The organism is Frisingicoccus sp., assembly GCF_048388605.1.
Taxonomy (GTDB): domain Bacteria; phylum Bacillota; class Clostridia; order Lachnospirales; family Lachnospiraceae; genus Frisingicoccus.
Genome location: NZ_DBGCTU010000042.1, coordinates 68514 through 93036, shown reverse-complemented (window position 1 = coordinate 93036; position 24523 = coordinate 68514). Strand labels below are relative to the sequence as shown.

The window sequence follows — 24523 nt, the reverse complement described above, 5'->3', positions numbered from 1 at the left end:
ATGGTAGAAAAAATAACGGAAGAGCAAAAAGAATTCTTGGACGCGGAGGGTAGGGTGGTAATAAAGGCTTGCCCAGGGAGCGGGAAGACATATACTGTTGCGCAGAAATTATTGTCTTATGTGGATCACTGGAAGGATTACCACAGCGGTGTTGCAGTATTATCATTTACGAATGTAGCAAGTAATGAAATATTTGAAAAAGTACAATCAATTCACGGTAGTTTGGGTAAACTAGGATATCCGCATTTTATTGGGACAGTGGATAGCTTTATTGATGAATTTATCGTGCTGCGTTATGGTCATTTACATACTGTTGGTAAAGTGCGTCCAAGAATTGCACTGTCTGATAATTGGAAGATACCGTACAAATATTGGCGGTCAGAATGTCATAAGAATGGGTGTGTAGATAATATAGAACAATTTTATTATGGAGTTGATAAAAATCTTTATAAAGGAAACGAGCAGGTAAATTGTGACCGAAGAAAAGCGAGGATGCTTCCATGCCAGCAATATAAGAAGATGTTGTCAGACAGGGGGATTGTTTTTCAGAATGAGACTGCATTATTCGCATATCAGATATTAAAGAAGTATCCGGAAGTAGCAGCTGCTATAGCGGAAAGGTTTCCGGTAATTATTATTGACGAAGTTCAAGATACATCGATAAATCAGATGGCAGTTTTTGAATTGCTAAGTGATGCAAGAATGAAATCAATGTTTTTAGTGGGAGATCCAGATCAGTCGATATATGAATGGAGAAATGCAAATCCAGAGTGTATGCTCCAGAAATTAGACGATCCAAATTGGAAAACTATAGAATTGACGGGGAATTTTAGAAGCTCACAGAATATCTGTAATGTTACTTCATTTTTTTCTGCCAGTTTGCAGGGGAATGGTAGTAATAATGCAATAGGTGATTGGAAGGACGAAACGGAAAAACCAGTTTTGTTATTGACAAGGAAAAATTCAGAGGATGAAATTATCAATTATTTTCTTGATAAGTGCATCAAGATGGGGATAGAGATATTGCCCAAGAACGTTGCGGTTTTAACTAGAGGGAGAATATATTCTGATACAGATATATCAGGTTTATGGAAAAGTAAAGAAATAGAATTATTTGCTAAAGCGGCATATGAGTGGAAGTTTGGATCAAGGAAGAAGGCATACCAAGAGGCATCAAAGGCATCATATAATATGATTTTCAATGAAGATGCAGATGAGTATGTGATGAGCCAGAAAATTCGGGAGTGTACCGATGAAAATACATGGAAAGATTATGTATCAGATATCTTGATAGATATGCCCGATATTGAAACAGAAATTGGAGAGTGGGTAAAAAACTTTTCAGCTGTCTTTTGTTCAGTGTGTGGCAGATATGGTTACGAAATATCAATAGATAAGAAATTGAAGGATATTTTCAAGATAAAGCAGAGTGATAAAAAGTCACCAAATTTTAAACAAATACCATTAAGAAAATATTTTGAGAAGAGAACAGAAGATAAATATACCCGTTCCTCAATTCATGGAGTAAAGGGGGAATCTTATGATGCCGTATTAATTTATGTCAAAAGCCGTACAGGGAGTACAATTACACCAAAATTACTTATGGAAGGGCCTCTTGACCAGGAATTAATGCGTTTGGCATATGTGGCAATGACTAGACCTAGAAGATTGCTTATGCTTGCTATGCCGGAAACCAAGGGAATAAGGAATTGTGGAAGATTTCCAGAGGAATTGTGGAATTATGAAGTTTTAGAAAGCAGTTCATAAACTGTATTTTATTATTTGCATTTGAAAGTTTATAAGATACCACTAGGAATAGATATGTTTCCGCAAACGGACAAAGCACTAAAAATGCCTTTGATGTGTTTCCGAGAACGGACAGAGCATTAGACGTACTTCCTGTCCTCTCGTGCCATGTTGAGACGGTAGTGCTTTTGTCCCAACAAAAACCGGATGACAGGATTATGTGTTAAAGGAGCATGGACTGAAGGCTTCTAATCGATATATTTCACAGGTAAAAAGAAAATGTGGAATAGAGGTTGGGGAGAATTATAATTTGCCGAAGTCGGAAGATAGTAAGCAACCACAATGTCCGGAAGAGAAGGAAAAGCGATACGAGATGCGTTGGAGCATTTTAAAATGATACAGTAAGGAAGGTGTAAACGAAAGATGGCAAATAATATAAATATGCGTCGAGTACAGGTGCGAATTCAAGAAATGTTTCAAGGTGAAATTGACATGACAGACTTTCCAAATGATGCTAACATTGTTGAGAATAGATAAAGGAGAGCATATATGGATAAACGAAAGCACATGGGAAAAGATAAAGAAGGGGTAATTTTACCGGTTGCTCCAAATCTTTCTGAAATGAGTGATAGTTATTTGCAATTTATAGAAGAAATCAAAAAAGAAATTCGGAAACAGAGAGTTTCTGTTGTAATGAATGCCAATACAAGTATGATTTGTCTGTACTGGAATATTGGTAAAGCTGTCTTGGAAAAGCAAGAGAAAGAAGGATGGGGCACAAAGGTTATTGATCGTATGTCAAAGGACTTGAAAACAGCTTTTCCAGAAATGTCCGGTTTTTCTCCACGTAACATTAAGTATATGCGTAAATTTGCTGAGTGTTGGCTGGATTATGAAATTGTGCAACGGGTCGTTGCACAAATACCGTGGCGGACAAATATTACTTTAATGGATAAATTAAAAACTCAAGAAGAACGTATATGGTATGCCAGTAAAACAATAGAGAATGGTTGGAGTAAAACAATACTTGAGTTACAGATACAAAGCAGATTAATGGAACGTACTGGAAAAACAGTCAACAATTTTCCTACGGCACTGCCACCGCTTGATTCTGATATGGCGAACCAAATATTCAAAGATCCTTATCTGTTTGATTTTTTGGGAACTGATATGCCAAGACGTGAAGTGGAAATAGAACAGAAATTAACAGAGCATATTCAAAGCTTCCTGTTAGAATTAGGACAGGGATTTGCATTTGTTGGCCGACAGGTTCATTTAGAGGTTGGAGGGCAGGATTTTTATTTAGATCTTTTGTTTTATCACTTAAAATTACGTTGCTATGTTGTGATAGAGTTGAAAGCCTGCGATTTTGAACCGGGATTTATTAGCCAGTTAAATATGTATCAGAATATAGTAAATGATATATTGTGCCATCCTGATGATAAACCAACAATCGGACTTTTGTTGGTTAAGGGTAAGAATAAAACTGTAGTAGAATATTCTTTGTCTGGTTATCAGAACCCTATTGGTGTTGCAGAATGGCAAAATCAACTTACACAGTCTTTGCCGGAGGAATTGCAGAGTAGTTTGCCTTCTATTGAGGAAATAGAAAGAGAATTGGAATGACAGCAAAATTGGAGGAAGTGGTTGTTGCAAAAATTGCAACAACCACTCAGCATGGTGTAATCAAAGGGAAAACACAGACATCTGAGACTAAATATTATAACTTTGATGTGATTATATCGGTTGGATATAGAGTAAATTCAAAAAAGGCCACTCAATTCAGAATATGGGCGACAAAAATTCTGAAAGAATATATGCAAAAAGGTTTTGCACTGGATGACGAAAGATTGAAGCAGGGGGAACTGCTTTTGGTAAAGATTATTTCAGAGAACTTTTAGAAAGAGTTTGTTCTATTCGAGCGAGAGAATGTTTTTACTATGGATGAATTTGAAAAAAGCGTTAATGCATTTCTTGAATTTAGACAATATAAAAATCTCAGAGATAATGGGAAAATATCGCATAAACAAGCACTTGAAAAGGCTTATGGTGAGTATGATATTTTTAATAGAACTCAGCCGATTGAATCTGATTTTGATAAGGCAGTAAAGAAAATGATAGAAACAAACAAAGAGAAGTGAAAGAATTGTAAATTGGTCAGACAGTCTCTCACTATCGAAATGAAGATGACCAAAGATTTGTGATTCAAAACTGGATGCGAAATCGTAACATAATAGAATTTTTAGGTGTTGGGGAAGAATTGCACAATCCAGATTTTAACCGTGTGCAATTCGAGGCGGTTAAAAATGAGGCAGGGTTGAACCGGTTTGTTATGACACCGACAAAGTGGATTACACAGATGAATGCCATTGGCATTGTTTCAAAAGCGGGACGTTATGGTGGAACATATGCTCATAGTGATATTGCTATGTCTTTTGCAACTTGGATTTCACCCGAATTCCAGTTGTATATTATGAAAGATTATAGGAGATTAAAGACAGATGAGAACAGTCGGTTATCTTTGAAGTGGAATTTAAACAGAGAAATTTCCAAACTGAATTTACTGGAAAGAGTTATTAGATCGTATAAGAGATATTCGTTCATCTGAAAAGGTTATGTATCGGCAGGTGCTTGATTTATATGCGACAAGTATTGATTACGATCAAAAGAGTAGTGAATCTATTGCGCTTTTTAAAATGGTGCAAAACAAATTGCACTATGCAGCACATGGGCATACAGCAGCAGAGGTTATATATGAACGTGCCGATGCAAGTCAGCCCTTTATGGGGTTGAAGAGTTTTTCTGGGGATTTCCCTGTATTAAAAGATATAAGTGTTGCGAAGAATTATCTTAATGATAAGGAATTAAAAATATTCACAACACAGTGAAGAAAAACAGTAGAAATTAGCAGAAAAATGTGTTTCTATCTATATTATAAACAATAATAATCATGTTAAAATTCGGCCGCTCAATGAAAAGGCAGGTGAAAAGATATGAAAATTCAGATAAATTTGAAATCAATGGGAAAGAGAAGGCAGTCAGTAAAACCTGTGTGTTACGAAATTCAGGGCCGGCCTTCTACGGTTCGGGAGTTGATTTGCGCGGTTACGGAGGCAGGCGTGCAGGAATATAATCAACGAATGGAAGCCTCAGATCTTTTATCTTATATGACGAAGGATGAAATTGATGACCGGGCTGCGGCAGGAAAGGTTTCTTTTGGTGTGAACTATGGGGAGCATAAGGCGGATTTACGGAAGGCACAGGAAAATGCGCTGCAATGCTTTGAGGACGGGATTTACCGGATTTTTCTGGATGAGAAATCTCTGGAGGATTTGGATGAGATAATTTCGATAGGGGAAGATAGTGTATTTACATTTGTCAGATTAACGATGCTGGCGGGGAGGATGTGGTAAAATGGCGGAATTTGATTATAACACAAGGCGGGTGATCTCTGATCGGCGGAAGGAAGAGCTGAACCGGCGGATTGAAAAGTTTGCAGGGCGGGACCGGGAGCTGGCCCGGGAGGTGGCAGAGAAAAACGGCGGAGAAAAGACGGCGCAGGTCATCAGAAGTTTTTATGACGGGGATTGTACGCCGTCCGGATGGTTTCGGAAAAAAGGATTGCTGCCGGGTTCCCGGGTACATAAAGGTCTTTTGGACGCATTTGTTCCAAAAGTTTATCAGGATTCCTATTTTTATATTATTGACAAGCTGAATCAGTTTCCCTTTTCCTATGGTTGGAACCGGAGAACGGTGCGGACAGCAGGATATGGTCCTCAGGGACGCCTTGTTTTTTCTCTTTTAACAACTTATGAAAAATTGTTCTATTTGGGCGATCGGCTGGAGGATTATATTTACCGGCGGATGGATGAGGAAAAACGGGATTACATCAAGCATGAATGGAGCTTTAACAGTAATTTCAGCCTGATCTACGCTGCCGAGATCGACCGCGGCAATCGGGCAGTTATTGAGGCGCTCCGGGATCTGATTCTCAGCGAAAATAACACGGATTATCTGGACCGGGAGATGATTCTGGGGATTCTCCGATCGGATAACCGGGAATTACAGAAGCTGTTGGGAGATCTTCTTTTAGCTGCCCGGCTTCAGGAAGGATTGAGGCAGGTAATCTGTGAGACCATGGATGAGGGAACGAAGGAAGCCTTTTTGATACTTCTGCAGGTGATCGAAGAGCATGATCTGATTCGTTATTCATCAGTGAAGCGGGCGGTTTCCACCTGGATCGGAATTTTTGACGAGAAAAGTGTGGACCGGGTCAATGGAAAGCTTTTGAGTATGATGAGCCGATGTCTGAGAGATCAGGCCTTCTGCCGGGAACAGTTGAAGACAAATGATTCCATTGCCATCAGCGCAGCTTTGTGGGCGCTGGGCTTTGAAGAAGCGGAGCGGGCGATTGAAGCGATGACGGAATTGATCGACCATGGAACAAAAAATCAGAAGCTGACGGCTTCCTTCTATAATCAAAATCTGTTTCAGGACAGCTACAAAATCCGTATGGCACGAAAGGCAGTATTGGAATATACGGATGATCTGGAGCTGGTGGCAGCCTTTATGCCTGCTTATACCGTGCGGCTGGGCGGCTGGATCCGGGGACTGTTATATGAGGACCGGGTAACGCCGAGAAATGTTGCTGAGCCGCAAAAGCCGGTGCTGACAGATTATTTTGAAAATCGCCAGGATGCGGAGCAGCAGTATGAGAAGTTTTGGAAAATTTATGGACGGCTGCCGAAAAAGGGACTTGTCTATGCCCCTTGTATTTTCCCGTGGTATCGGGTGGAGCTTGCGCCTTCCGATGTGATCCGGCAGCTGGCTTTCACAGCCTACATCCTTCAGGATGAGGAAAAGATAACGCAGATGGCAGGCCTTCTGGGTGAAATATCCGGCAGCAGTTATGACAGAGGTTATCTTGTTAATCTGCTGTTGTATCATCCGGCAAATGAAACCCAGCGCAGGCTTTTGATCGGCTATATGGGAAATGCGGAGGAATCCACGTCCCAGAAAGCCATCGCGATGGTGAAGTGTTTGTCCCTTGGACCGGAGGATTACCGGCAGATGGAGGATATGCTGCGGTTTAAACGGAGTCATCTGCGCAGTGAGCTTCTGGAACTTCTTATGAAGCAGAAGGATGCGGAGATGGAGGAATGTCTGAAGCGGCTTTTGGCAGATAAGAGGGAGGAAAAGCGGAGCGCCGGGCTGGATCTTTTGCTTCGGTTATCTAAACAGAAAGAGAAAGCCGATTTTTATTGCCGGGTGCGGATGCTGGCTGCAATGATAGAGACGCCAACAGATAAGGAAAAGGTGTTGCTGGGAGAAATTCTGGGCCGGCAGACGGTGGAAATATCGGAGCAGAAGGGATTCGGGCTCTACGATCCGGAAGCGCCGGAAGATATTCCTGAATCTGTGGAAGGACGGGATGCGGCGCTTCGCTGTTTGACGTTGTCAGAAAAAGAACTGATTCAGAAGATGAAAAAGCTGGATGAGCTGATTGAAGAAAATAAGCATTATGAGTATGAATCGATATCCGGTGAAAAGCGGCTGTTGGGAAACGACTATATGAAGCTGAAAAATCAGGTGAAGGCAGATGAGGATAAGAGCAGTCAGGCAAGATACATGGGCTATGTGTTGGATAACTATCCGCTGGCGGATAAGCTTCGGGCCTTCTATGAGAAGGAGATTGGTGATTACGGTACTTTTATTGGATGGGAAGCCCGGCTGCTTTTGGCAAACGGAGAATTATATGAGAATGGCCGGACATTTTATAAAGCCATTTTTGGCCGGATGCCCTTTGAACCGGCACCCCTGGATTTATGTTATGTAAGTCAGATCAGGAGTATTCGCCTGAATTACCGCTATGAATTTCTGGACAGGAAATTCCTGTTTGAGGCGGGTATACAGGCTGTGGCGGCGCTGACAAAGGTGATCAATAAAGAGAACAAGAATTTAACCTATCATTACACTGGTTGGAACGGCAGCCGTTTTGAACGCAGAACTTCCGTTGGCAGCCTCCCGTTTATTGACCGTTTTCTGGAGGGAGTTGGCTATTGGGAGAATGACGATGAATTTGTCAGAGCATTTTATACTGCGTGGCGGTTTGAATCAGCGTGCAGAGAAGAGCGGGAAAAAGCACAGTTTATTCCCGATGTCAACGGTTATAACAGCCTGAGTGTATGGCCTCTGACACCGATTGCGCCATATTGGTTTTTAAAAGCTTACCATCTGCAATTGATTTCGAGAGATATTCTTTTTAAGAGCATTTTGAATTATTTTAACAGAAAGGATTGCCTGCGGGCTTTGTGTGAGCTGGTAAAGGGTGAGTATGGAAAAACCGGAAACCGCGCTTTATGGAGAATGTTTTTCGGAATGGAGCTTTCAGAGAAAATTCTGAATCAGGGGGAGACGCTTGTAGGACCGGATACATGGTGCGGCAGGCTGGTGCGTGAGCTGTATGATGCACTCATACCGCTGATGGTGGATACAGAGCTTCGCCGCGGAGAAGCTGAGACGGTATTCTCCGCAGATATCAGCGGGATCACTTACATGCAGGGTGTGGAAACGCTGGTTCGGATTTTAATGGCTCTTGGCAAGGATACACTGGGGCGGGAAGCTTATTATTATTGGTATTATGCGCCGGGCCGTGGGAAGAGGGAGGTGCTGAGCCGCCTTTTGAAAGCCTGCTATCCGGCCGGTGATGATAACGGACAAAAGCTGAAGGCAGCGCTCGCGGGAACCAATATCAAGGCAGACCGGTTGGTGGAAGTGGCGATGTATGCACCTCAATGGATTGATATCATACAGGAATATCTGGGTTGGAAAGGGCTCAAAAGCGGATGCTATTATTTTATGGCCCATATGAACGAGCGGTTTGAAGATCAGAAGATTGCCATGATTGCCAAATATACGCCTTTGTCGGCAGAGGAGTTGCAGGATGGTGCGTTTGATATTGACTGGTTTGAGGAAGCTTACGGGCTTTTGGGCGAGAAAAATTTCGGCCTTCTTTATAAGGCGGCAAAATATATTTCGGACGGCCAGAAACATTCCCGCGCAAGAAAGTACGCGGATGCGGCTGCGGGAAAGGTGACACTGGAAGAGCTGCGCGAGCAGATCACTGCCAAAAGGAATAAAGACTTGTTGATGAGTTATGGATTGGTACCATTTGGGGATGACAGAGAGGCAGATCTGCTGAACCGGTATCAATTTATTCAAAAATATGCCAAAGAGGCCCGGCAGTTTGGGGCCCAGAGACGGGCCAGCGAGTCAAAGGCGGCTGAGATTGCATTGGTCAATATGAGTGTTCATGCGGGATTTGCCGATGTGACCCGGCTGACCTTAAATATGGAGAGCCGGCTTGCGAAGGAATTTGCCCCATATATGATGTGGAATAGGGCAGATGGTATGGAAGATGTGGAGCTTTGTCTGGCGGTGGATGAAACAGGAAAAAGCGAAATCCTGTGCCGCAGGGGAGAGAAACGCCTGAAATCCATACCTGCAGCTTTTAAGAAACATCCATATGTCCTGGAGATTAAGGAAGCAAATAAGAAGCTGAAGGAACAGTATGTCCGGGCGAAAAAGCTGATGGAGGAATCCATGGAAAGCGGTGCGGCATTTACGGCAGCCGAAGTCGCAGGACTGCTTGAAAATCCGGTGGTTTGTGCAATTTTGAAACCTCTGGTTTTTATCAGCGGGGAGACGATTGGATTTTTTGAGCAGGAGGAGGCCGGAATGTATCTGAAAGCCTGGGATGAAACTGCTGTTTTATTGGAGGCCGGGCAGGAGATCCGCATTGCCCATCCGCTGGATTTATACCGGGCAAAAGTATGGCACCGGTATCAGAAGTATTTGTTTGATCATCAGATTCGTCAGCCCTTTAAACAGGTATTCCGGGAGTTATATGTAAAACTGCCGGAGGAACTGGGGCAGACGGCGTCCCGAATGTTTGCCGGAAATCAGATTCAGCCGAAAAAGACGGTTGGTTGTCTGAAGGGCCGACGCTGGATCGCGGATTATGAGGAAGGCTTGCAGAAGATTTATTATAAGGAAAATATTATTGCCAGAATCTATGCTCTGGCGGATTGGTTTTCTCCGAGTGATGTGGAGGCCCCTACTTTAGAATGGGTGGAATTTTCCGATCGGAAGACATTTCGGGCTCTGACCATCGAAGAGGTGCCGGAACTGATCTACAGCGAGGTCATGCGGGATGTGGATATGGCCGTAAGTGTAGCCCATGCAGGAGGTGTGGATCCGGAGACCAGCCATTCCACCATTGAGATGCGTCGCGCGATCGTGGAATTCAATCTGCCGCTGTTTAAGCTGACCAATGTCACTTTGAAGGAAAGCCATGCGCTGATTCAGGGAACCCGGGGAAACTACAGCGTTCATCTGGGAAGCGGTGTCGTGCATCAGGAAGGCGGTGCGATGATCCATATTCTTCCTGTACACAGTCAGCAGCGAGGCAAGCTGTTTTTGCCTTTTGTAGATGAGGACCCGAAGACGGCGGAAATCATGTCGAAAATTGTGCTGTTGGCGGAGGACCCAAAAATCAGAGATCCGTTTATCTTAGATCAGATAACAGCGCTAGATGTATAAAATCATATAAAAAGGGAGAGTTTCGGATAAAGCTCTCCCTTTTTATAATATTATATCGTCTGTTTCCTCTTGGATATGGCCATGGCGATGCACAGAAAAGCCAGCGCAAAGACGCATTGGATGCCAATGGCCTGAAGGATCTCAGTTCGGACTTCTCCGGTGATGCTTCCGAACTGGGCAAGCATATCGTTTGTTTTTTCATACCAGTAGACCGGCAGAAAATGTGCGACGGTCTTTACGTTGACATTCATGTATTCCAATGGGACGAAGACACCGCAGAGGAAACACATGCCGAGGGAAATCGTGTTGACGATGCCTGACAGCATATCCTGGTTGGCTGTGACGATGCCTACCAGATAGGAAATGCTCAGCGCGACAAGGAGCATGGTCAATGAGTTAAGGATATAGTAGATAAATCCGGGGTGACCAATGAGTGTTTTGTGGTACAGGAGCAGTGAGACAACGATGGTAATGCCCCAGAGTGCAAAGGCGATCGTTGCCGCTGCCAGCAGGCTTTCCATATTTTGACGGTGTGCGGATACGGAAGAGGCGCACATGCGTTTTGGCAGATCCCCTTTGCGGAAAGCGGATACAATATTTCCCATGACATAGCAGAGAATTGCCAGGAATAAATACGGAATATAGCGATAATAGTAAACAAAGGCGGGCGTTATACCGGCTGTCCCCGTATTGTCGAGGAGAGTGATATCGGCCGAGGCCGGCGTTTTCGCGGCGTTTGCCGCTTCCTCCTCAGAAAATCCGGCCGCCTGATAGGTGCGGACATTATTCAGAAAGCTGTTGATCTGCTGGTCCACATAGAAGGACGTATAGGACCCCGGAATTTTTGTCACGGGAAGCTTTTGCCCTTCTAAAATGCAGTTATCAAAAAAGTCCGATGGAATGTGGATAATGTATTCGACATCCCGGTAAAATAATTTCTCCTGCAGGGCCGCCGTATTGTCATCGAGCATGGTCACCTGATGAAAATGTTCCAGATAGGATTTCAGGCCTTGAGACAATTTGCCGCCGCTTTTATCGACAATGCCGATCTTAAGACTTTCAGCGTGATAGTTGTCCGGGAGTTCTTTGCCGGCGGCTCCCTGAAATAACATGGTGACGCTGAAAAAAATAACCAGATAGATCAGGATAAGAACTTTATTCTGTTTGACGATTTTCATATATCCTTTATATACTGTCATAACGTTCCCTCCTCACCAGGCAAAATGAAGCAAAAATAAGGACGACACACATAATAGAAAGTGTGATAAGATTTCTTGTGTAACGGGCTGTATCGTTATAAACATTGATACAGTAAAAAGCGTCGGAAATGAGCGCGGCCGGATTAATACGGTTGATGACAGGCACATGCTGTTCAACGATGTTTTTCATCGTATTGTTCATCAGGCCGGCAAGAAAGCTGCAGGACATAGATATCGCGAGAAGAATTCCGACTTTTATGCCTTCACCCATGCGCCCGATACTTCCGATAAAGATTCCCATGGCAACACCGATCATACCGCCGATCATGCTGACGAGCAGCATATCCGGGAATTGTCCGTTAAAATTCAGGTGCAGGATATAGCGCATGTAAATAAGTAAAACAAGGAGATTGAAAAAATGCAGCAAAAAGGACGAGAGCATTTCTGAAACGATCAATGTTAACTTATGGGTTGGTGTGACACAGCGTCTTGCGGCCAGCGCCGTCAGATTGGCCTGGAGAGTGATTGCCGAGCCAAAGCCGATAAAGGCGCCGTACAGGCAGGCCATGGCAATGAGGGCATAGAAAAACTGGGCGTTGCCGTCCGTTGTTTTTCCGCCGAGAGAAACCTGCTGAACGAGTTCAGTGTATTCGGACATTTGCTCAATTGCCGCTTCCATTCCCTCGGGATGGGTGAGAGCAACCGTTGTCAGCGTTTTTTTGCCGTTTTCATAGCTTTCAAGCAGGGACTGGAGGATACTTTCTTCAAGTCCGTTTCCGCTGACCGTCAGCGACGGGGCTTCATTTACGACAAAAATCCCGGAGATTTTATGAGAATTCAGTGCCTCCGCAGCTTCCGTCTGCGACATTTCTTTCAGTTGTATCAGCGGTTCCTCGCTGTCAGATATGCTTTTTAAAAAATCCATGAATACAGTGTCGGCATCTTCCCCGGCGACAACAGCCGCAGGAACAGCTTCAAAATCCGCCTCATCTATCTGGCCGAATGCGAAGTAAAATAATGTTCCCAGGATTAATGGAAAAAAGAGGGACCAGAAAATAGCATTAAAATTTTTTATTTTGACAAGGATGTCATATTTGATCAGATGCAGCAATTTAAATTCCTCCTTAATCACGCAATTGTTTTCCGGTGATTTCAAGAAATACATCATTCAATGTCGGAAGTTCGGAAAAGACCCGGCCAAAAGGAATGTGTTGTTCCTGAAGATAATTTAAAATGCGGACGAGATTATGTTCCGCCCCGGTACACCGCAGAGTCAACACCTGTTCTTCATAGTGAAGGTCAAATACATGAGGAATCCGGCGGATGGCCTGCAAGTGCTGTTCTTCCAGGGCGACGGCTTCGATCGTGATGGTTTCACCGGTTTTAATCATGTTTTTCAGTTCTTCCTTCGTGCCGACGGCAATGCTCCGCCCGTGGTCGATAATGGCAATGCGGGTGCAGATCTGTTCCACTTCTTCCATATAGTGGGAGGTGTAGATGATGGTCGAGCCCTGACGGTTCAGTTCCTGAATACCTTCCAGAATTTTATTCCGGCTTTGAGGATCAACGGCCACCGTCGGCTCATCCAGGATAATAAGCTTTGGCTTATGAGCGATACCGCAGGCAATATTCAGACGGCGCAGCAGACCGCCGGACAGCTTTTTCGGCCGGACTTTTATATAGTCCTCCAAACCGGTGAATTCAATAGCTTCCTGAACACACTGTTTTCTTTTAACTTTATCTTTAATATAAAGACCGCAGAAGTAATCGATATTTTCGTAGACAGTCAGCTCATCAAAAACGGCGACATTTTGAAGAACAATGCCGATCTGTTGTTTGATGTGATAACTGTCCGGGTGCATTTCCTCTCCCATGATGCGGATAGAGCCCTTATCATACTTAAGAAGTGCGAGCATACAGTTGATGGCCGTGGTTTTGCCGGAGCCGTTTGGACCGAGCAGACCAAAGATTTCGCCCTCATGAATGGTCAGATTCAGATGGTCCAGGGCAACAAGGCTTCCATAGCGCTTTACTACATTTTTTATTTCAATCATAGTTAAATGCCTCCTTTATTATATTCATACGGGTTGCCCGAATGGGTATGAGTTTAGTATACGTCCCGGGAGGAGTTTTCGAAAGTGTCCTTCGTCATATTTTCCATGTGACAAATGTCATAATTGTCGGCGGACTCTTTACCGGCAAAAGGTTTTTATACTATAATATATAATAAGATCAGAAAAGGAGAGCCCTGTCAGGGCAGCATATGAAATACTTTCAGGATACAGGAATACTATTATTTTACGGGCTGTTTGCCCTGCTCTATGAGGAAGTGAGTCTGAACTTTGTCTTTGGATTTTTGTGCGGACTTATTCTGCTGGGGCTTGCTTATATTACAGATAATTTCAGGTTTCATCTGGCTGCGGGGATAGGCTTCGCGGTTTTGGCGTGGATTTTCCCGACATTTTTATTTTTTATGCCGCTGACCGTATATATTTTTATGCGTGAGCGGCAGTACATACTTGTCGGGACCGCCATTGGGCTGGAGTTGTATTATGTCCTGCGCATTGGAGAAATGTCTTCTGTTTTACTTTGTTTTTGCGGCTTTGGCAGTCTGCTTGCCGTGCTGCTGGAAAGGCGGACGGAGCAGTATGAGATACTGGAAAGCTGTTTTAAAGAGAGCCAGGATGACAGCCGGGAGCGGAATTTTCTTCTTAAGGAGAAAAATAAGGCTCTGCTGGAAAAGCAGGAGTATGAGCTCTATGCGGCAACCCTCAGAGAACGGAACAGGATTGCCAGGGAAATCCATGACAATGTGGGCCATGTATTGTCTCGTTCCATACTTCTTGTGGGGGCTATGAAGACAATGGAGCATGCGGAACCGATGCAAGTGATGCTGGAAAATCTGGATGTCTCGCTGAATTCGGCCATGGACAGTATTCGGAGCAGCGTCCATGACCTTCATGATGAGGCGCTGAATCTCAGAGAAGCCGTGGACGGGCTGATCAAGGATTTTGAATTTTGTCCGATAGAGCTTCATTATGATATGGGAAATGATCTGCCAAAGGAAATCAAATATTGTTTTATCGGCGTTGTGAAAGAGGCACTGGCGAATGTGATGAAGCACAGTAATGCCACTCATGTTGTGATCATCATGCGGGAGCATCCGGCGCTGTACCAATTGTGCATTGAAGACAATGGAACCCCGGCTTTTCCGGCGGCAAAGCGGACAGAGAACAGCGAAGCGGCCGGTCTCATACAGGGGATTGGACTGGCAAATATGCGGGAACGGGTGAGAAATTTGAAGGGTACTTTTCAGATCATGGAGCAGCAGGGATTTAAAATTTTCATAACGATCCCTAAAGAATTGTGAGGAGGCGGAAGAGATGAACATTATTATTGTGGATGACGACTGTCTTGTATCCGGGGCGTTAAAGACGATTTTAGAGGTTAATGGGGATATACAGGTGACGGCTGTCGGAGCCGATGGCCGGGAAGCTATAGAGTTATACCGTAAGTACCGGCCGGATGTCCTGCTGATGGATATTCGGATGAAGGAAATGAATGGCCTGGATGCGGCCGGAGAGATTCTCAGAGAATTTCCTGATGCAAAAATTCTGCTGCTCACGACATTTTCCGATGATGAATATATCATAAAGGCGCTGCGGCTTGGGGCCAAGGGGTATCTTTTGAAACAGGATTATGCCAGTATTCTTCCGGCGCTGCGGGCTGTGGATTCCGGTCAGATCGTATTTGGACATGAAATCGTAAGAAAACTCCCGGATCTTATTCAGAAGAAAACGCCGCTGGATTATTCGGAATATGAAATAAATGACAGGGAATATGAAATTATTCAATGGATCGCCGAGGGGTTGAGTAATAAGGAGATCGCGGCAAAAATGTTTTTGAGCGAAGGGACTGTGCGCAATTATCTCAGTTCAATTTTGGATAAATTGTCCCTCAGGGACCGGACACAGATCGCTGTTTTTTTCTATCAGCATAGGTAGAAGAATCTTCATCCGGAATTCATTGCCTTTTTGAATTGTTTTCGAATTACTTTGTTTGTTTATAAAAATTTGAAAAATGGTTGTTTCGTCTCAACAATTGTGTTAAAATAAGAATCAGATGGTAAATATGAAAAAGGAGGATGGATATGAGCGTTGAATTGTTAGACAAAACTAGAAAGATTAATAAGCTTCTGCATAATAATAATTCCAATATGGTTGTTTTCAATGATATTTGTGAAGTGTTGAGCGATATATTGGACTCAAATATTCTTGTGATCAGCAAGAAAGGTAAGATTCTGGGAATAAAGAATCGGGTCGGGCAGCCGTGCATTCACCAGTTGATCAGTGACAGTGTTGGCGGGCATATCGATCCTATGCTGAATGAGCGTCTGCTCAGCGTTCTTTCGACAAAGGAAAATGTTAATTTATTAACACTTGGATTTTCGTGTGACAATGTATCAACCTATGAAGCCATTATTACGCCGATTGATATTGCCGGCGAACGGCTGGGAACATTATTTATTTATCGAAATGATAATTCCTATCAGATTGATGACATTATTTTGAGTGAATATGGAACGACGGTCGTCGGCCTTGAGATGCTGCGTTCCGTTAATGAGGAAAGTGCGGAAGAATCGAGAAAACTTCAGGTTGTGAAATCGGCTATCAGCACATTGTCGTTTTCCGAGCTGGAGGCCATTACCCATATTTTCGATGAGCTGGACGGCAGCGAGGGTATACTCGTGGCCAGTAAGATCGCTGACCGGGTGGGGATTACCCGTTCCGTTATCGTTAACGCCCTGCGGAAATTTGAGAGCGCCGGAGTTATTGAATCCCGTTCCTCCGGTATGAAAGGTACCTATATTAAGGTCATTAACGACGCCGTATTTGATGAATTGAAGAAAATAAAGAATTAATATTAAAAAGACATAAAATATGGATATAAAAGGCTTGCTTAATGCGAGCCTTTTGTGTTATAATCCTATTTTGTAAAAATATGACACGTGGGTCGATTTTTGGGCAGGTGCCGGCAGGTCGCCCGGAAAGATGAAGTCCACGGATGTAAAAACCAATGGAGGTATGATTATGAGCGTTATTTCTATGAAACAGTTGCTGGAAGCAGGCGTGCATTTCGGACATCAGACAAGAAGATGGAACCCTAAGATGGCTGAGTACATCTACACAGAGAGAAATGGTATTTATATCATTGACTTACAGAAATCTGTAGGTATGGTGGATGATGCTTACAATGCTATTAAAGATATCGTTGCAGACGGCGGTACAATTCTTTTTGTCGGAACAAAGAAACAGGCCCAGGATGCGATCCGTATGGAAGCAGAACGCTGCGGTATGTTCTATGTTAATCAGAGATGGCTTGGCGGTATGCTGACAAACTTCAAAACAATTCAGAGCCGTATCACAAGATTGAAACAGATTGAAGCTATGGCAGAAGACGGTACATTTGATGTATTGCCTAAGAAAGAAGTTATCGCACTGAAGAAAGAATGGGAAAAACTTGAGAAAAACCTTGGCGGTATCAAGAATATGAAGAGAATCCCGGATGCAATCTTTGTTGTAGACCCTAAAAAGGAAAGAATCTGCGTACAGGAAGCTCATGTATTAGGTATTCCGCTGATCGGTATTGCCGATACAAACTGTGATCCGGAAGAACTGGATTATGTGATCCCGGGTAACGATGATGCGATCCGTGCGGTTAAATTAATCGTTTCCAAGATGGCAGATGCAGTTATCGAAGCAAACCAGGGTGTTCAGATGGACGATGCTGAAGAAGCAGCAGAGGAAGTTGCTGAATAATCAGAGCTTACGACTTAAAGTGCTGTCTCAAAATTAGTTTTAATCTTGAGACAGCTTTTTTAAGCAAACAAAATACGTAAAGAATTAAGAAATTAAAAATAAAGAATAATTTATGGAGGAATGAATCATGGCAATTACAGCAGCAATGGTAAAAGAATTAAGAGAACTCACCGGAGCAGGTATGATGGATTGTAAAAAGGCTCTGAACGAAACAAACGGAGATAAAGAGAAAGCCGTTGAATTCCTGAGAGAAAAAGGTCTTGCAGCTATCGCTAAAAAAGCAAACAGAATTGCAGCAGAAGGCCTTGTTGCTACAATCCTTTCGGATGATCATAAAACTGGCGCAATTGTGGAAGTTAACAGTGAAACAGACTTCGTTGCAAAGAATGCAGAATTCCAGGCATATGTTGAAAGAGTAGCGGCTCAGGCATTGGCTACAAATGCTAAAACGATTGAAGAATTCATGGCTGAACCATGGATTGACGATGCAAGCTTAACCGTAGAGCAGGCATTATCCCAGAAAATCGCTATCATCGGCGAAAAATTAAGCATCCGCCGTTTTGAAAAAGTTGTCAGCGAAGATGGTGTTCTCACAACATACATCCATGCCGGCGGAAAAATCGGTGTTCTTGTTGAATTAACAACAGATTCCGCAGATGATGCAGTGCTTGAATGCGGTAAAAACATTGCTATGCAGGTAGCAGCTCTGAAACCTCAGTATACAGACCGCTCCGAAGTTGATGCGGGCTACATTGCTCATGAAAAAGAAATCCTTCTTGCTCAGATTATGAACGACCCGAAAGAATCCAAGAAACCGGAAAAGGTTATCGATGGCATTGTTACAGGCCGTATCAATAAAGAGCTTAAGGAGATCTGCCTTGTTGACCAGGTATATGTAAAGGCTGAGGACGGAAAACAGTCCGTAGGCAAATATGTTGAGTCCGTAGCAAAGGCTGCAGGAACAAAGGTTGCTGTTAAGAAATTTGTACGTTTCGAAACAGGCGAAGGCATGGAAAAGAAAGAAGAAAACTTTGCTGAAGAAGTTGCAAAACAGATGGGTGGAAACTAGGTGAATCAAGTCCGCAGGACGCAGATGAACCGTATGTTGGAACCTGATTTTATAATTTAGTTTTTGTTAAAAAAGAGACATCATTGCTTAGATGTATTTTTGAGCATTGATGTCTTTTTTATAGAGAGGTTTAATCATTTTATTCCCGGTTTTGCTTTTCGGCCCGAAGCATGACATTGGCGCGGAAGACGCCGTCTTCATGCAAAAACCGACTGTAGCCGCCGTTTTTATCCGCAATACGGCGGACGGACTGGATGCCGATGCCTTCGCCTTTGCGTTTGGAGGACAGAAATACTCCGTTTTTTTCCCAGATAACCCCGTCAAAGGTATTTTCCACCGTTAACAGCAGCATATGTCCGGAATGGAGACAGGCTCGCACTTTGATCTGCCGTCTTGAGGGTTCCGTCCGCAGACTGGCCTCCAGTGCGTTTTCCAGCAGGTTTGACAATACGGAACAAAGGTCGATTTTCGGTACCGGAAGTTCAGCGGGCAGGTCAAGCTCGAAGGAAAAAGGAATTCCATGCTTGCGGTACAGCATCCCATAATGGCTTGCCACAGCGTCCACAAGTGCATTGTCACACAGTTCCAGCTCGGTATCCGGGATACTGTCCTGCACATCAGAGAGATATTTTTCAAGGTTTTCACAGTTTTTCTGTGCAGCCAGATTTTGAAGGGCGTTAAAATGATGGCGCATGTCGTGGCGTGCTTCACGGGTTTCCGAAATGGCGCTGCGCAGGCTGTCATATCGGGTCTGCTGCATGGCGAGAAACTGGTTTTCCTGTCGGAGCCGGTCATTTTTGTTCAGGCCGGCAGCCATGAGGTAGAACATGGCATATAAGAGCAGAAGTAAAAACAGCAGCGAGAAGCCGATGACAATATATCCCTCTATCATGCGGCCGCCATACATCAGTTCCGGGTAGACGGGAATCATAAACAGATTCAATCCGGTGAACAGCAGCGGGAAGATCCAAAAAACATACCATGTCTGGGCAAAGGTATTATCTTCTAACAATTCCCGTACCGCATGGGTGGCGGGCCGCCAGGACATAATGGTAAGAAGCCAGCACATCAGATTATAGAGCAGAGCCGCACGAAGAGAAAGCCAGGGAGAGCCGCTTCCCGGAGCAAGAATCAGGTTTAAAGCCCTTGCGACGCTTCCAAGGCAGGAATAAACGCCGCATACGGCCAGGAAGACACTGATAGATTTCCACTTTTTTATGTGCAGTGAGCGGACATAAACAACTCCTGCTATGGCGGCAGCGATGAAAAACAGCCATGTGGTCTTAACGGAAAGAAGATAGCACAGGCCGCCTCCTGCGAGGGCAAGCAGGACGATAAATGGCGTTATTATGGCCGCAAGCCGGACGGGACGCATCCGCAGATGTTGTTTCATCGGCAGATAGGCAATCATCATCCAGGGCAGGAGAATCATGAATTCCAGTACCGGACAGAGAAAATCTATCATATTCCCGGCCCCCTTTTGAACAAAAAGTCGCCGAAGGCAAGCCGGGCGGCTTTGGAAAGGGCACGGCTGACCGGCAGTTTTTTCCCGTTTTTCATGATAAAGTCGGAACCGTCAAAATCCTCTACATATTTCAGGTTGACAATAATGCCCCGATTGCACGGAAAGAAGCAGTCATCTGAGAGAGATTCCGTAAATTCACGGAAAGTTTGGCGGATGACCGTATTTTTTCCGTCTGCTGTGTAGATATATATTTGGTGCCGATAATGTTCAGCGTACATAATTTCGGAAAAGCGAAGGCAGACGGTTTATGATCTCATCAAATAAATCCGACAGTTCTTTATCCGAATAGGGCTTTACAAGATAGTGAACCGCCCGGACGCGAAAACCATCCAAAGCATGGTCCATGGAGGAAGTAGTAAATACCAACAGACAGTCTTTATCAAATTGGCGGAGCGCCTTTGCCGTATCTATTCCGTTTTCATTTTCCATATAAATATCAAGGAAGACCAAATTAAACCGATTTTTTCCGGCGGCGGAAAGAAATTCAGAACCGGATTCAAATTCTGAAATTTCAGCCTGAAGGGCGAGGCGGGCCAATTGGTTCTGCAGCCGCACTCGCAGCGTTTCACGCTCCGGCGCAAAATCGTCTACAATAGCAATTCGCATAGAAAAGCCTCCTTTGCATGTGAACTATATATTAATCTAAGATTATACCAAAAAAAATCATTTTTTTCAGGTACAACTTATGACATATTTTTGCAATTTGTGACATGTTTGCGGGAAATCGAGGATGATGCGTATAAATTCATGGTGAATAGCTTGCATAAAGGGTAAAGCCCGCTTATAATAAATTACGAAAAAACGGGAATATATATATAGGAGTGATTTATAAAATGAGTATAAGGATTGGTATTTTAGGTTACGGCAATCTGGGCCGGGGTGTGGAATGTGCTGTTCGGCAGAACCCGGATATGGAGTTAAAGGCCGTATTTACAAGAAGAGACCCGAAACAGCTTACAATTCTCACTGAGGGCGCGGCAGTCTGTTCCGTGGAGAGGGTGAATGAGTGGAAGGATAAGCTGGATGTAATGATACTCTGCGGCGGCAGTGCAACGGATCTGCCGGTGCAGACACCGGAATATGCCAGGCTGTTTAATGTGATCGACAGTTTTGATACTCATGCCAGGATCCCGGAACATTTTGCCAATGTGGATACTTCGGCAAAAGCGGGAAATCATGTGGCAATTATTTCTGTCGGCTGGGACCCGGGAATGTTTTCATTAAACCGGATGTATGCGAATGCCATTTTGCCGGAGGGCAGGGATTATACCTTCTGGGGACGGGGCGTCAGCCAGGGACATTCGGATGCCATTCGCCGGATTGATGGTGTAAAGGATGCAAAGCAGTATACAATTCCTGTGGAAAGCGCATTGGCTTCGGTTCGGGCCGGAGAAAATCCGGAGCTGACAACACGCCAGAAGCATACAAGAGAGTGTTTTGTTGTGCTGGAGGAAGGCGCGGATGCTGCGCGGGTTGAGGCGGAAATTAAAAATATGCCGAATTATTTTGCGGATTATGACACAACCGTACATTTTATCAGCGAAGAAGAACTGAAAAGTGAGCACAGCCGGATCCCTCACGGCGGTTTTGTGCTTCGAAGCGGTGTGACCGGCTGGGAAAAGGAGAACAGCCACCTTATCGAATACAGCTTAAAACTGGATTCAAATCCTGAGTTTACAGCCAGCGTGCTTGCGGCCTATGCCCGTGCGGCTTACCGGCTGGCTTCCGAGGGACAGAGCGGCTGCAGGACGGTATTTGATATTGCTCCGGCTTATTTAAGCCCGAAGAGCGGTGAAGAACTGCGGGCTTCCATGTTGTAAGGAGATGTAAAATATGTGTACAGCGGTAACCTATAAAACAAAGGCGCATTATTTTGGAAGAAATCTGGATTTGACCTATTCCTATCATGAGACAGTCACGGTGACGCCGAGAAATTATCCCTTTCGATTTCGGAAAGTAAATGCCTTGCTGAACCATTATGCGATGATCGGTATGGCTTATGTGCTGGACGAGTATCCACTGTATTATGATGCGACAAATGAAAAGGGCCTGAGTATGGCAGGCTTGAATTTCCCGGGGAACGCATGTTATAAGCCGGAGACTCAGGGCGTGGATAATGTGGCGACCTTTGAGCTTATTCCGTGGATTCTGGCCCAATGCGGCGATGTGGGAGAAGCCAGGGCTTTGCTGGAACATATAAATATCTGGGATGAAAATTTCAGTGCCGGGCTGCCGGCCGCGACGCTTCACTGGATGATTTCAGACAGGGAGCAGAGTATTGTTGTGGAGGCTGTAAGCGACGGCATTAAAATTTATGATGATCCCGTGGGAGTTTTGACAAACAATCCGCCCTTTGATTTCCAGATGTTATATTTAGATAATTTTATGAATATCACTGCGGAACAGGCAGTGAACCGTTTTTCTGAAAAACTGGATCTGAAACCTTACAGCCTGGGCATGGGCGCCCTGGGGCTTCCGGGGGATTTATCCTCTTCTTCCAGATTTGTGAAAGCCGCATTTACAAAAATGAATTCGGTTTCCGGAGATTCGGAGATGGAGAGTGTCAGCCAGTTTTTCCATATTCTGGGCGCTGTGGAGCAGCAGCGGGGCTGCGTGAAGGATGAAAAAGGACAATATGAAGTGACGGTCTACAGCTCCTGCTGCAATACGGACAGAGGAATCTATTATTATACAACCTATGAAAATCGTCAGATTACGGGAGTGGATATGCACAGGGAAGATCTGGCGGGCAACCGGTTGATTTCTTATCCATTGCTCCAGGAACAGCAGATAAACATGCAAAATTAAATTGTGGCGGTAAAAAGGCAGGCCATTCACCGTGTCAGCGGGGGATGGCCTGTTTTATAATTTTCAGGCAGACGGACAGCCTGCTTTTTAATTTTATTTTTTTCCGTTCCAACAATAGGTGCAGATTTTTTCCCGATCAATGCCGATGGCTTCCAGCAGACCGTCAAGAGACTGATATCCGAGGGAATCAAAGCCCATTTTTTCACAGATGGAATGGAGCAGACACTTGCCCCTTTCTGTGGAAGCGTCGGCATATTCATCCAGATGGGTCTGCCCTTCATCACCTTCCAGCTCCTGGATGGTGCTTCTTGCAATCAGGTCCATATCGGAACCGTTGCTGGAGAAATTCAGATATTTGCAGCTGTACATGATCGGCGGACAGGCCGAGCGGATATGTACTTCCGCCGCATTGGAATCATAAAGGAATTCGACGGTTTCTCTCAACTGGGTTCCCCGGACAATGGAGTCGTCAACAAATAAAAGCTTTTTCCCTTCGATTAATTCCTGAACCGGAATCTGTTTCATCTTGGCAACCTGATTACGGATATTCTGATTGGCCGGCATAAAGGAACGCGGCCAGGTTGGCGTATATTTTACAAATGGGCGTGCAAAGGTTTTTCCGCTTTGTTTGGAGTAACCGATGGCGTGGGGAATTCCCGAGTCGGGAACACCGGCCACATAGTCCACATCCGGCAGTGTTCCGGCTTTCATTTCATCGCGGGCCATGATCTCACCGTTGCGGTAACGCATCACTTCGACGTTCACACCTTCATAATTGGAATTCGGATAGCCGTAATAGCTCCAGAGAAAGGCGCAGATCTTCATATCCTTTCCGGCCGGCGCCAGAGTTTCAAAATGGTCAGAATCCATAAATACGATTTCCTGCGGCCCGAGCTCATAAGCGTTTTCATATCCGAGCTTTGTATAGGCAAAGGATTCAAAAGAGACACAGTGTCCGTTTTCATTTTTTCCGATTAATACGGGAAGACGGCCGAACCTGTCTCTGGCGGCGATAATACCATCCGGCGTCAGGATTAAAATCGTTGCGGAGCCGTCGATCAAATCCTGTGCGTGGCGGATACCGGAAACTAAATCTTCTTTCTGATTGATCAGAGCCGCGATCAATTCAGTGCTGTTGACCTTGCCCGAACTCATCGCCATAAATTGATGGCCGTGATCTGAAAAATACTGTTTGATAAGGTCATCAGCGTTATTGATAATGCCGACCATAGTAATCGCATACAGCCCCAGATGGGAGCGTACTAAAAGCGGCTGGGGGTCGGAATCACTGATGCAGCCGATGCCGGAGCAGCCGTGAAAGTCGTACAGATCTTTCTCAAATTTTGTTCGAAAAGGTGTGTTTTCAATGTTATGAATCTGACGCTGGAACCCCTGCCCGGTATCATAGATGATCATACCACCTCTTCGGGTTCCCAGATGCGAGTGATAGTCAACTCCAAAAAAAACGTCAAGGACACAGTCCTGCTTTGAAGTGACGCCAAAAAAACCGCCCATGGTTTTATCCTCCTTTATAATTCATGTCGTATTTTATTGTATATGAAAATCCGGGTTTATACAATTATGTAAGATAGAAAAAGTTTTTGGATATTCAGGGGAAATTTTGTTAAAAATTCAGATACAAATAATCTGCTGAGGATATGGGGTGACTTTTATTTTTTTTTGTGCTATAATATTTCAATAATGCCGTTTTATGCTTAGAGAAAAGTGAGAGGCGGAAAAAAACAGGAAAATGTGA

20 protein-coding genes and 3 pseudogenes are annotated in these 24523 nt (G+C 44.3%); 16 read left to right on the top strand and 7 right to left on the bottom strand.

The features are described 5' to 3' along the window. From ACMN7X_RS11750 to ACMN7X_RS11710, 9 genes and pseudogenes are all read left to right on the top strand, one after another. On the top strand, positions 1 to 1767 hold the full coding sequence (locus tag ACMN7X_RS11750) for a UvrD-helicase domain-containing protein (protein WP_418747653.1): 1767 nt from the start codon (positions 1 to 3) through the stop codon (positions 1765 to 1767). Positions 1768 to 1913: 146 nt separating this feature from the next. Further along, positions 1914 to 2151, top strand: a pseudogene (locus ACMN7X_RS11745) (23S rRNA (uracil-5-)-methyltransferase RumA); the annotation flags it as partial. A gap of 144 nt (positions 2152 to 2295) precedes the next feature. Continuing rightward, positions 2296 to 3372, top strand: a complete 1077-nt coding sequence (locus ACMN7X_RS11740) for a PDDEXK nuclease domain-containing protein (protein ID WP_418747652.1) — start codon at positions 2296 to 2298, stop codon at positions 3370 to 3372. Further along, positions 3369 to 3647, top strand: a complete 279-nt coding sequence (gene rhuM, locus ACMN7X_RS11735; protein ID WP_418747651.1) for a RhuM family protein — start codon at positions 3369 to 3371, stop codon at positions 3645 to 3647. Before ACMN7X_RS11740 ends, rhuM (ACMN7X_RS11735) begins: the two co-directional genes overlap by 4 nt. A gap of 39 nt (positions 3648 to 3686) precedes the next feature. Next, on the top strand, positions 3687 to 3887 hold the full coding sequence (locus ACMN7X_RS11730) for a hypothetical protein (RefSeq protein ID WP_418747650.1): 201 nt from the start codon (positions 3687 to 3689) through the stop codon (positions 3885 to 3887). A gap of 32 nt (positions 3888 to 3919) precedes the next feature. Next, positions 3920 to 4306 (top strand): annotated as a pseudogene (locus tag ACMN7X_RS11725) (KilA-N domain-containing protein); the annotation flags it as partial. Position 4307: 1 nt separating this feature from the next. Further along, positions 4308 to 4619, top strand: a pseudogene (gene rhuM, locus ACMN7X_RS11720) (RhuM family protein); the annotation flags it as partial. Positions 4620 to 4739: 120 nt separating this feature from the next. Next, complete coding sequence (locus tag ACMN7X_RS11715) at positions 4740 to 5159, top strand: hypothetical protein (protein ID WP_418747649.1); 420 nt, start codon at positions 4740 to 4742, stop codon at positions 5157 to 5159. A 1-nt stretch (position 5160) separates the two neighbouring features. After that, positions 5161 to 10347, top strand: a complete 5187-nt coding sequence (locus ACMN7X_RS11710) for a DUF4132 domain-containing protein (RefSeq protein ID WP_418747648.1) — start codon at positions 5161 to 5163, stop codon at positions 10345 to 10347. A gap of 50 nt (positions 10348 to 10397) precedes the next feature. Here the strand turns inward: ACMN7X_RS11710 and ACMN7X_RS11705 are convergent, their stop codons facing one another. Genes ACMN7X_RS11705 through ACMN7X_RS11695 form a run of 3 tightly spaced genes read right to left on the bottom strand, consistent with a single transcriptional unit; the run spans position 10398 to position 13600 of the window. Continuing rightward, on the bottom strand, positions 10398 to 11546 hold the full coding sequence (locus ACMN7X_RS11705) for an ABC transporter permease (protein ID WP_418747647.1): 1149 nt from the start codon (positions 11544 to 11546) through the stop codon (positions 10398 to 10400). Further along, the gene (locus ACMN7X_RS11700; RefSeq protein ID WP_418747646.1) at positions 11533 to 12657 is read right to left on the bottom strand and encodes an ABC transporter permease; all 1125 of its coding nucleotides are present in this window, start codon (positions 12655 to 12657) and stop codon (positions 11533 to 11535) included. Before ACMN7X_RS11700 ends, ACMN7X_RS11705 begins: the two co-directional genes overlap by 14 nt. Positions 12658 to 12670: 13 nt before the next feature. Beyond that, positions 12671 to 13600 (bottom strand): ATP-binding cassette domain-containing protein, encoded by a 930-nt coding sequence (locus ACMN7X_RS11695; protein WP_418747645.1) that lies wholly within the window; start codon positions 13598 to 13600, stop codon positions 12671 to 12673. A 209-nt stretch (positions 13601 to 13809) separates the two neighbouring features. Here ACMN7X_RS11695 and ACMN7X_RS11690 point away from each other — a divergent pair, with 209 nt between their 5' ends. From ACMN7X_RS11690 to tsf, 5 genes are all read left to right on the top strand, one after another. Continuing rightward, complete coding sequence (locus ACMN7X_RS11690; protein ID WP_418747644.1) at positions 13810 to 14916, top strand: sensor histidine kinase; 1107 nt, start codon at positions 13810 to 13812, stop codon at positions 14914 to 14916. A 13-nt stretch (positions 14917 to 14929) separates the two neighbouring features. Further along, positions 14930 to 15550: a response regulator gene (locus ACMN7X_RS11685; protein ID WP_418747643.1), complete on the top strand. Its 621-nt coding sequence runs from the start codon at positions 14930 to 14932 to the stop codon at positions 15548 to 15550. Positions 15551 to 15696: 146 nt separating this feature from the next. Beyond that, positions 15697 to 16467 (top strand): GTP-sensing pleiotropic transcriptional regulator CodY, encoded by a 771-nt coding sequence (gene codY, locus ACMN7X_RS11680; RefSeq protein ID WP_418747642.1) that lies wholly within the window; start codon positions 15697 to 15699, stop codon positions 16465 to 16467. 169 nt (positions 16468 to 16636) lie between these two features. Further along, positions 16637 to 17365: a 30S ribosomal protein S2 gene (gene rpsB, locus ACMN7X_RS11675; RefSeq protein ID WP_418747641.1), complete on the top strand. Its 729-nt coding sequence runs from the start codon at positions 16637 to 16639 to the stop codon at positions 17363 to 17365. A gap of 127 nt (positions 17366 to 17492) precedes the next feature. Further along, positions 17493 to 18434 (top strand): translation elongation factor Ts, encoded by a 942-nt coding sequence (gene tsf / locus ACMN7X_RS11670; RefSeq protein WP_418747640.1) that lies wholly within the window; start codon positions 17493 to 17495, stop codon positions 18432 to 18434. 139 nt (positions 18435 to 18573) lie between these two features. Here the strand turns inward: tsf and ACMN7X_RS11665 are convergent, their stop codons facing one another. From ACMN7X_RS11665 to ACMN7X_RS11655, 3 genes are read right to left on the bottom strand one after another with little or no spacing between them, the layout of a single operon-like run. Next, the gene (locus ACMN7X_RS11665) at positions 18574 to 19899 is read right to left on the bottom strand and encodes a GHKL domain-containing protein (RefSeq protein ID WP_418747639.1); all 1326 of its coding nucleotides are present in this window, start codon (positions 19897 to 19899) and stop codon (positions 18574 to 18576) included. Then, a complete protein-coding gene (locus ACMN7X_RS11660; protein ID WP_418747638.1) occupies positions 19896 to 20177 on the bottom strand; it encodes a LytTR family transcriptional regulator DNA-binding domain-containing protein in 282 nt (93 codons plus the stop codon). The genes ACMN7X_RS11665 and ACMN7X_RS11660 overlap by 4 nt, the downstream gene beginning before the upstream one ends. Continuing rightward, the gene (locus tag ACMN7X_RS11655; protein ID WP_418747637.1) at positions 20167 to 20565 is read right to left on the bottom strand and encodes a LytR/AlgR family response regulator transcription factor; all 399 of its coding nucleotides are present in this window, start codon (positions 20563 to 20565) and stop codon (positions 20167 to 20169) included. The genes ACMN7X_RS11660 and ACMN7X_RS11655 overlap by 11 nt, the downstream gene beginning before the upstream one ends. 227 nt (positions 20566 to 20792) lie before the next feature. On the opposite strand from ACMN7X_RS11655, the gene ACMN7X_RS11650 reads away from it, so the two are divergent. Both ACMN7X_RS11650 and bsh read left to right on the top strand, forming a co-directional pair. Further along, complete coding sequence (locus ACMN7X_RS11650) at positions 20793 to 21779, top strand: diaminopimelate dehydrogenase (RefSeq protein WP_418747636.1); 987 nt, start codon at positions 20793 to 20795, stop codon at positions 21777 to 21779. A 13-nt stretch (positions 21780 to 21792) separates the two neighbouring features. Beyond that, positions 21793 to 22767, top strand: coding sequence for a choloylglycine hydrolase (bsh, locus tag ACMN7X_RS11645; protein ID WP_418747635.1), 975 nt, complete (start codon positions 21793 to 21795; stop codon positions 22765 to 22767). Positions 22768 to 22860: 93 nt separating this feature from the next. Here bsh and ACMN7X_RS11640 read toward each other — a convergent pair whose 3' ends face one another. Beyond that, positions 22861 to 24282, bottom strand: a complete 1422-nt coding sequence (locus ACMN7X_RS11640) for an amidophosphoribosyltransferase (protein ID WP_418747634.1) — start codon at positions 24280 to 24282, stop codon at positions 22861 to 22863. Positions 24283 to 24523: the final 241 nt, after the last annotated feature.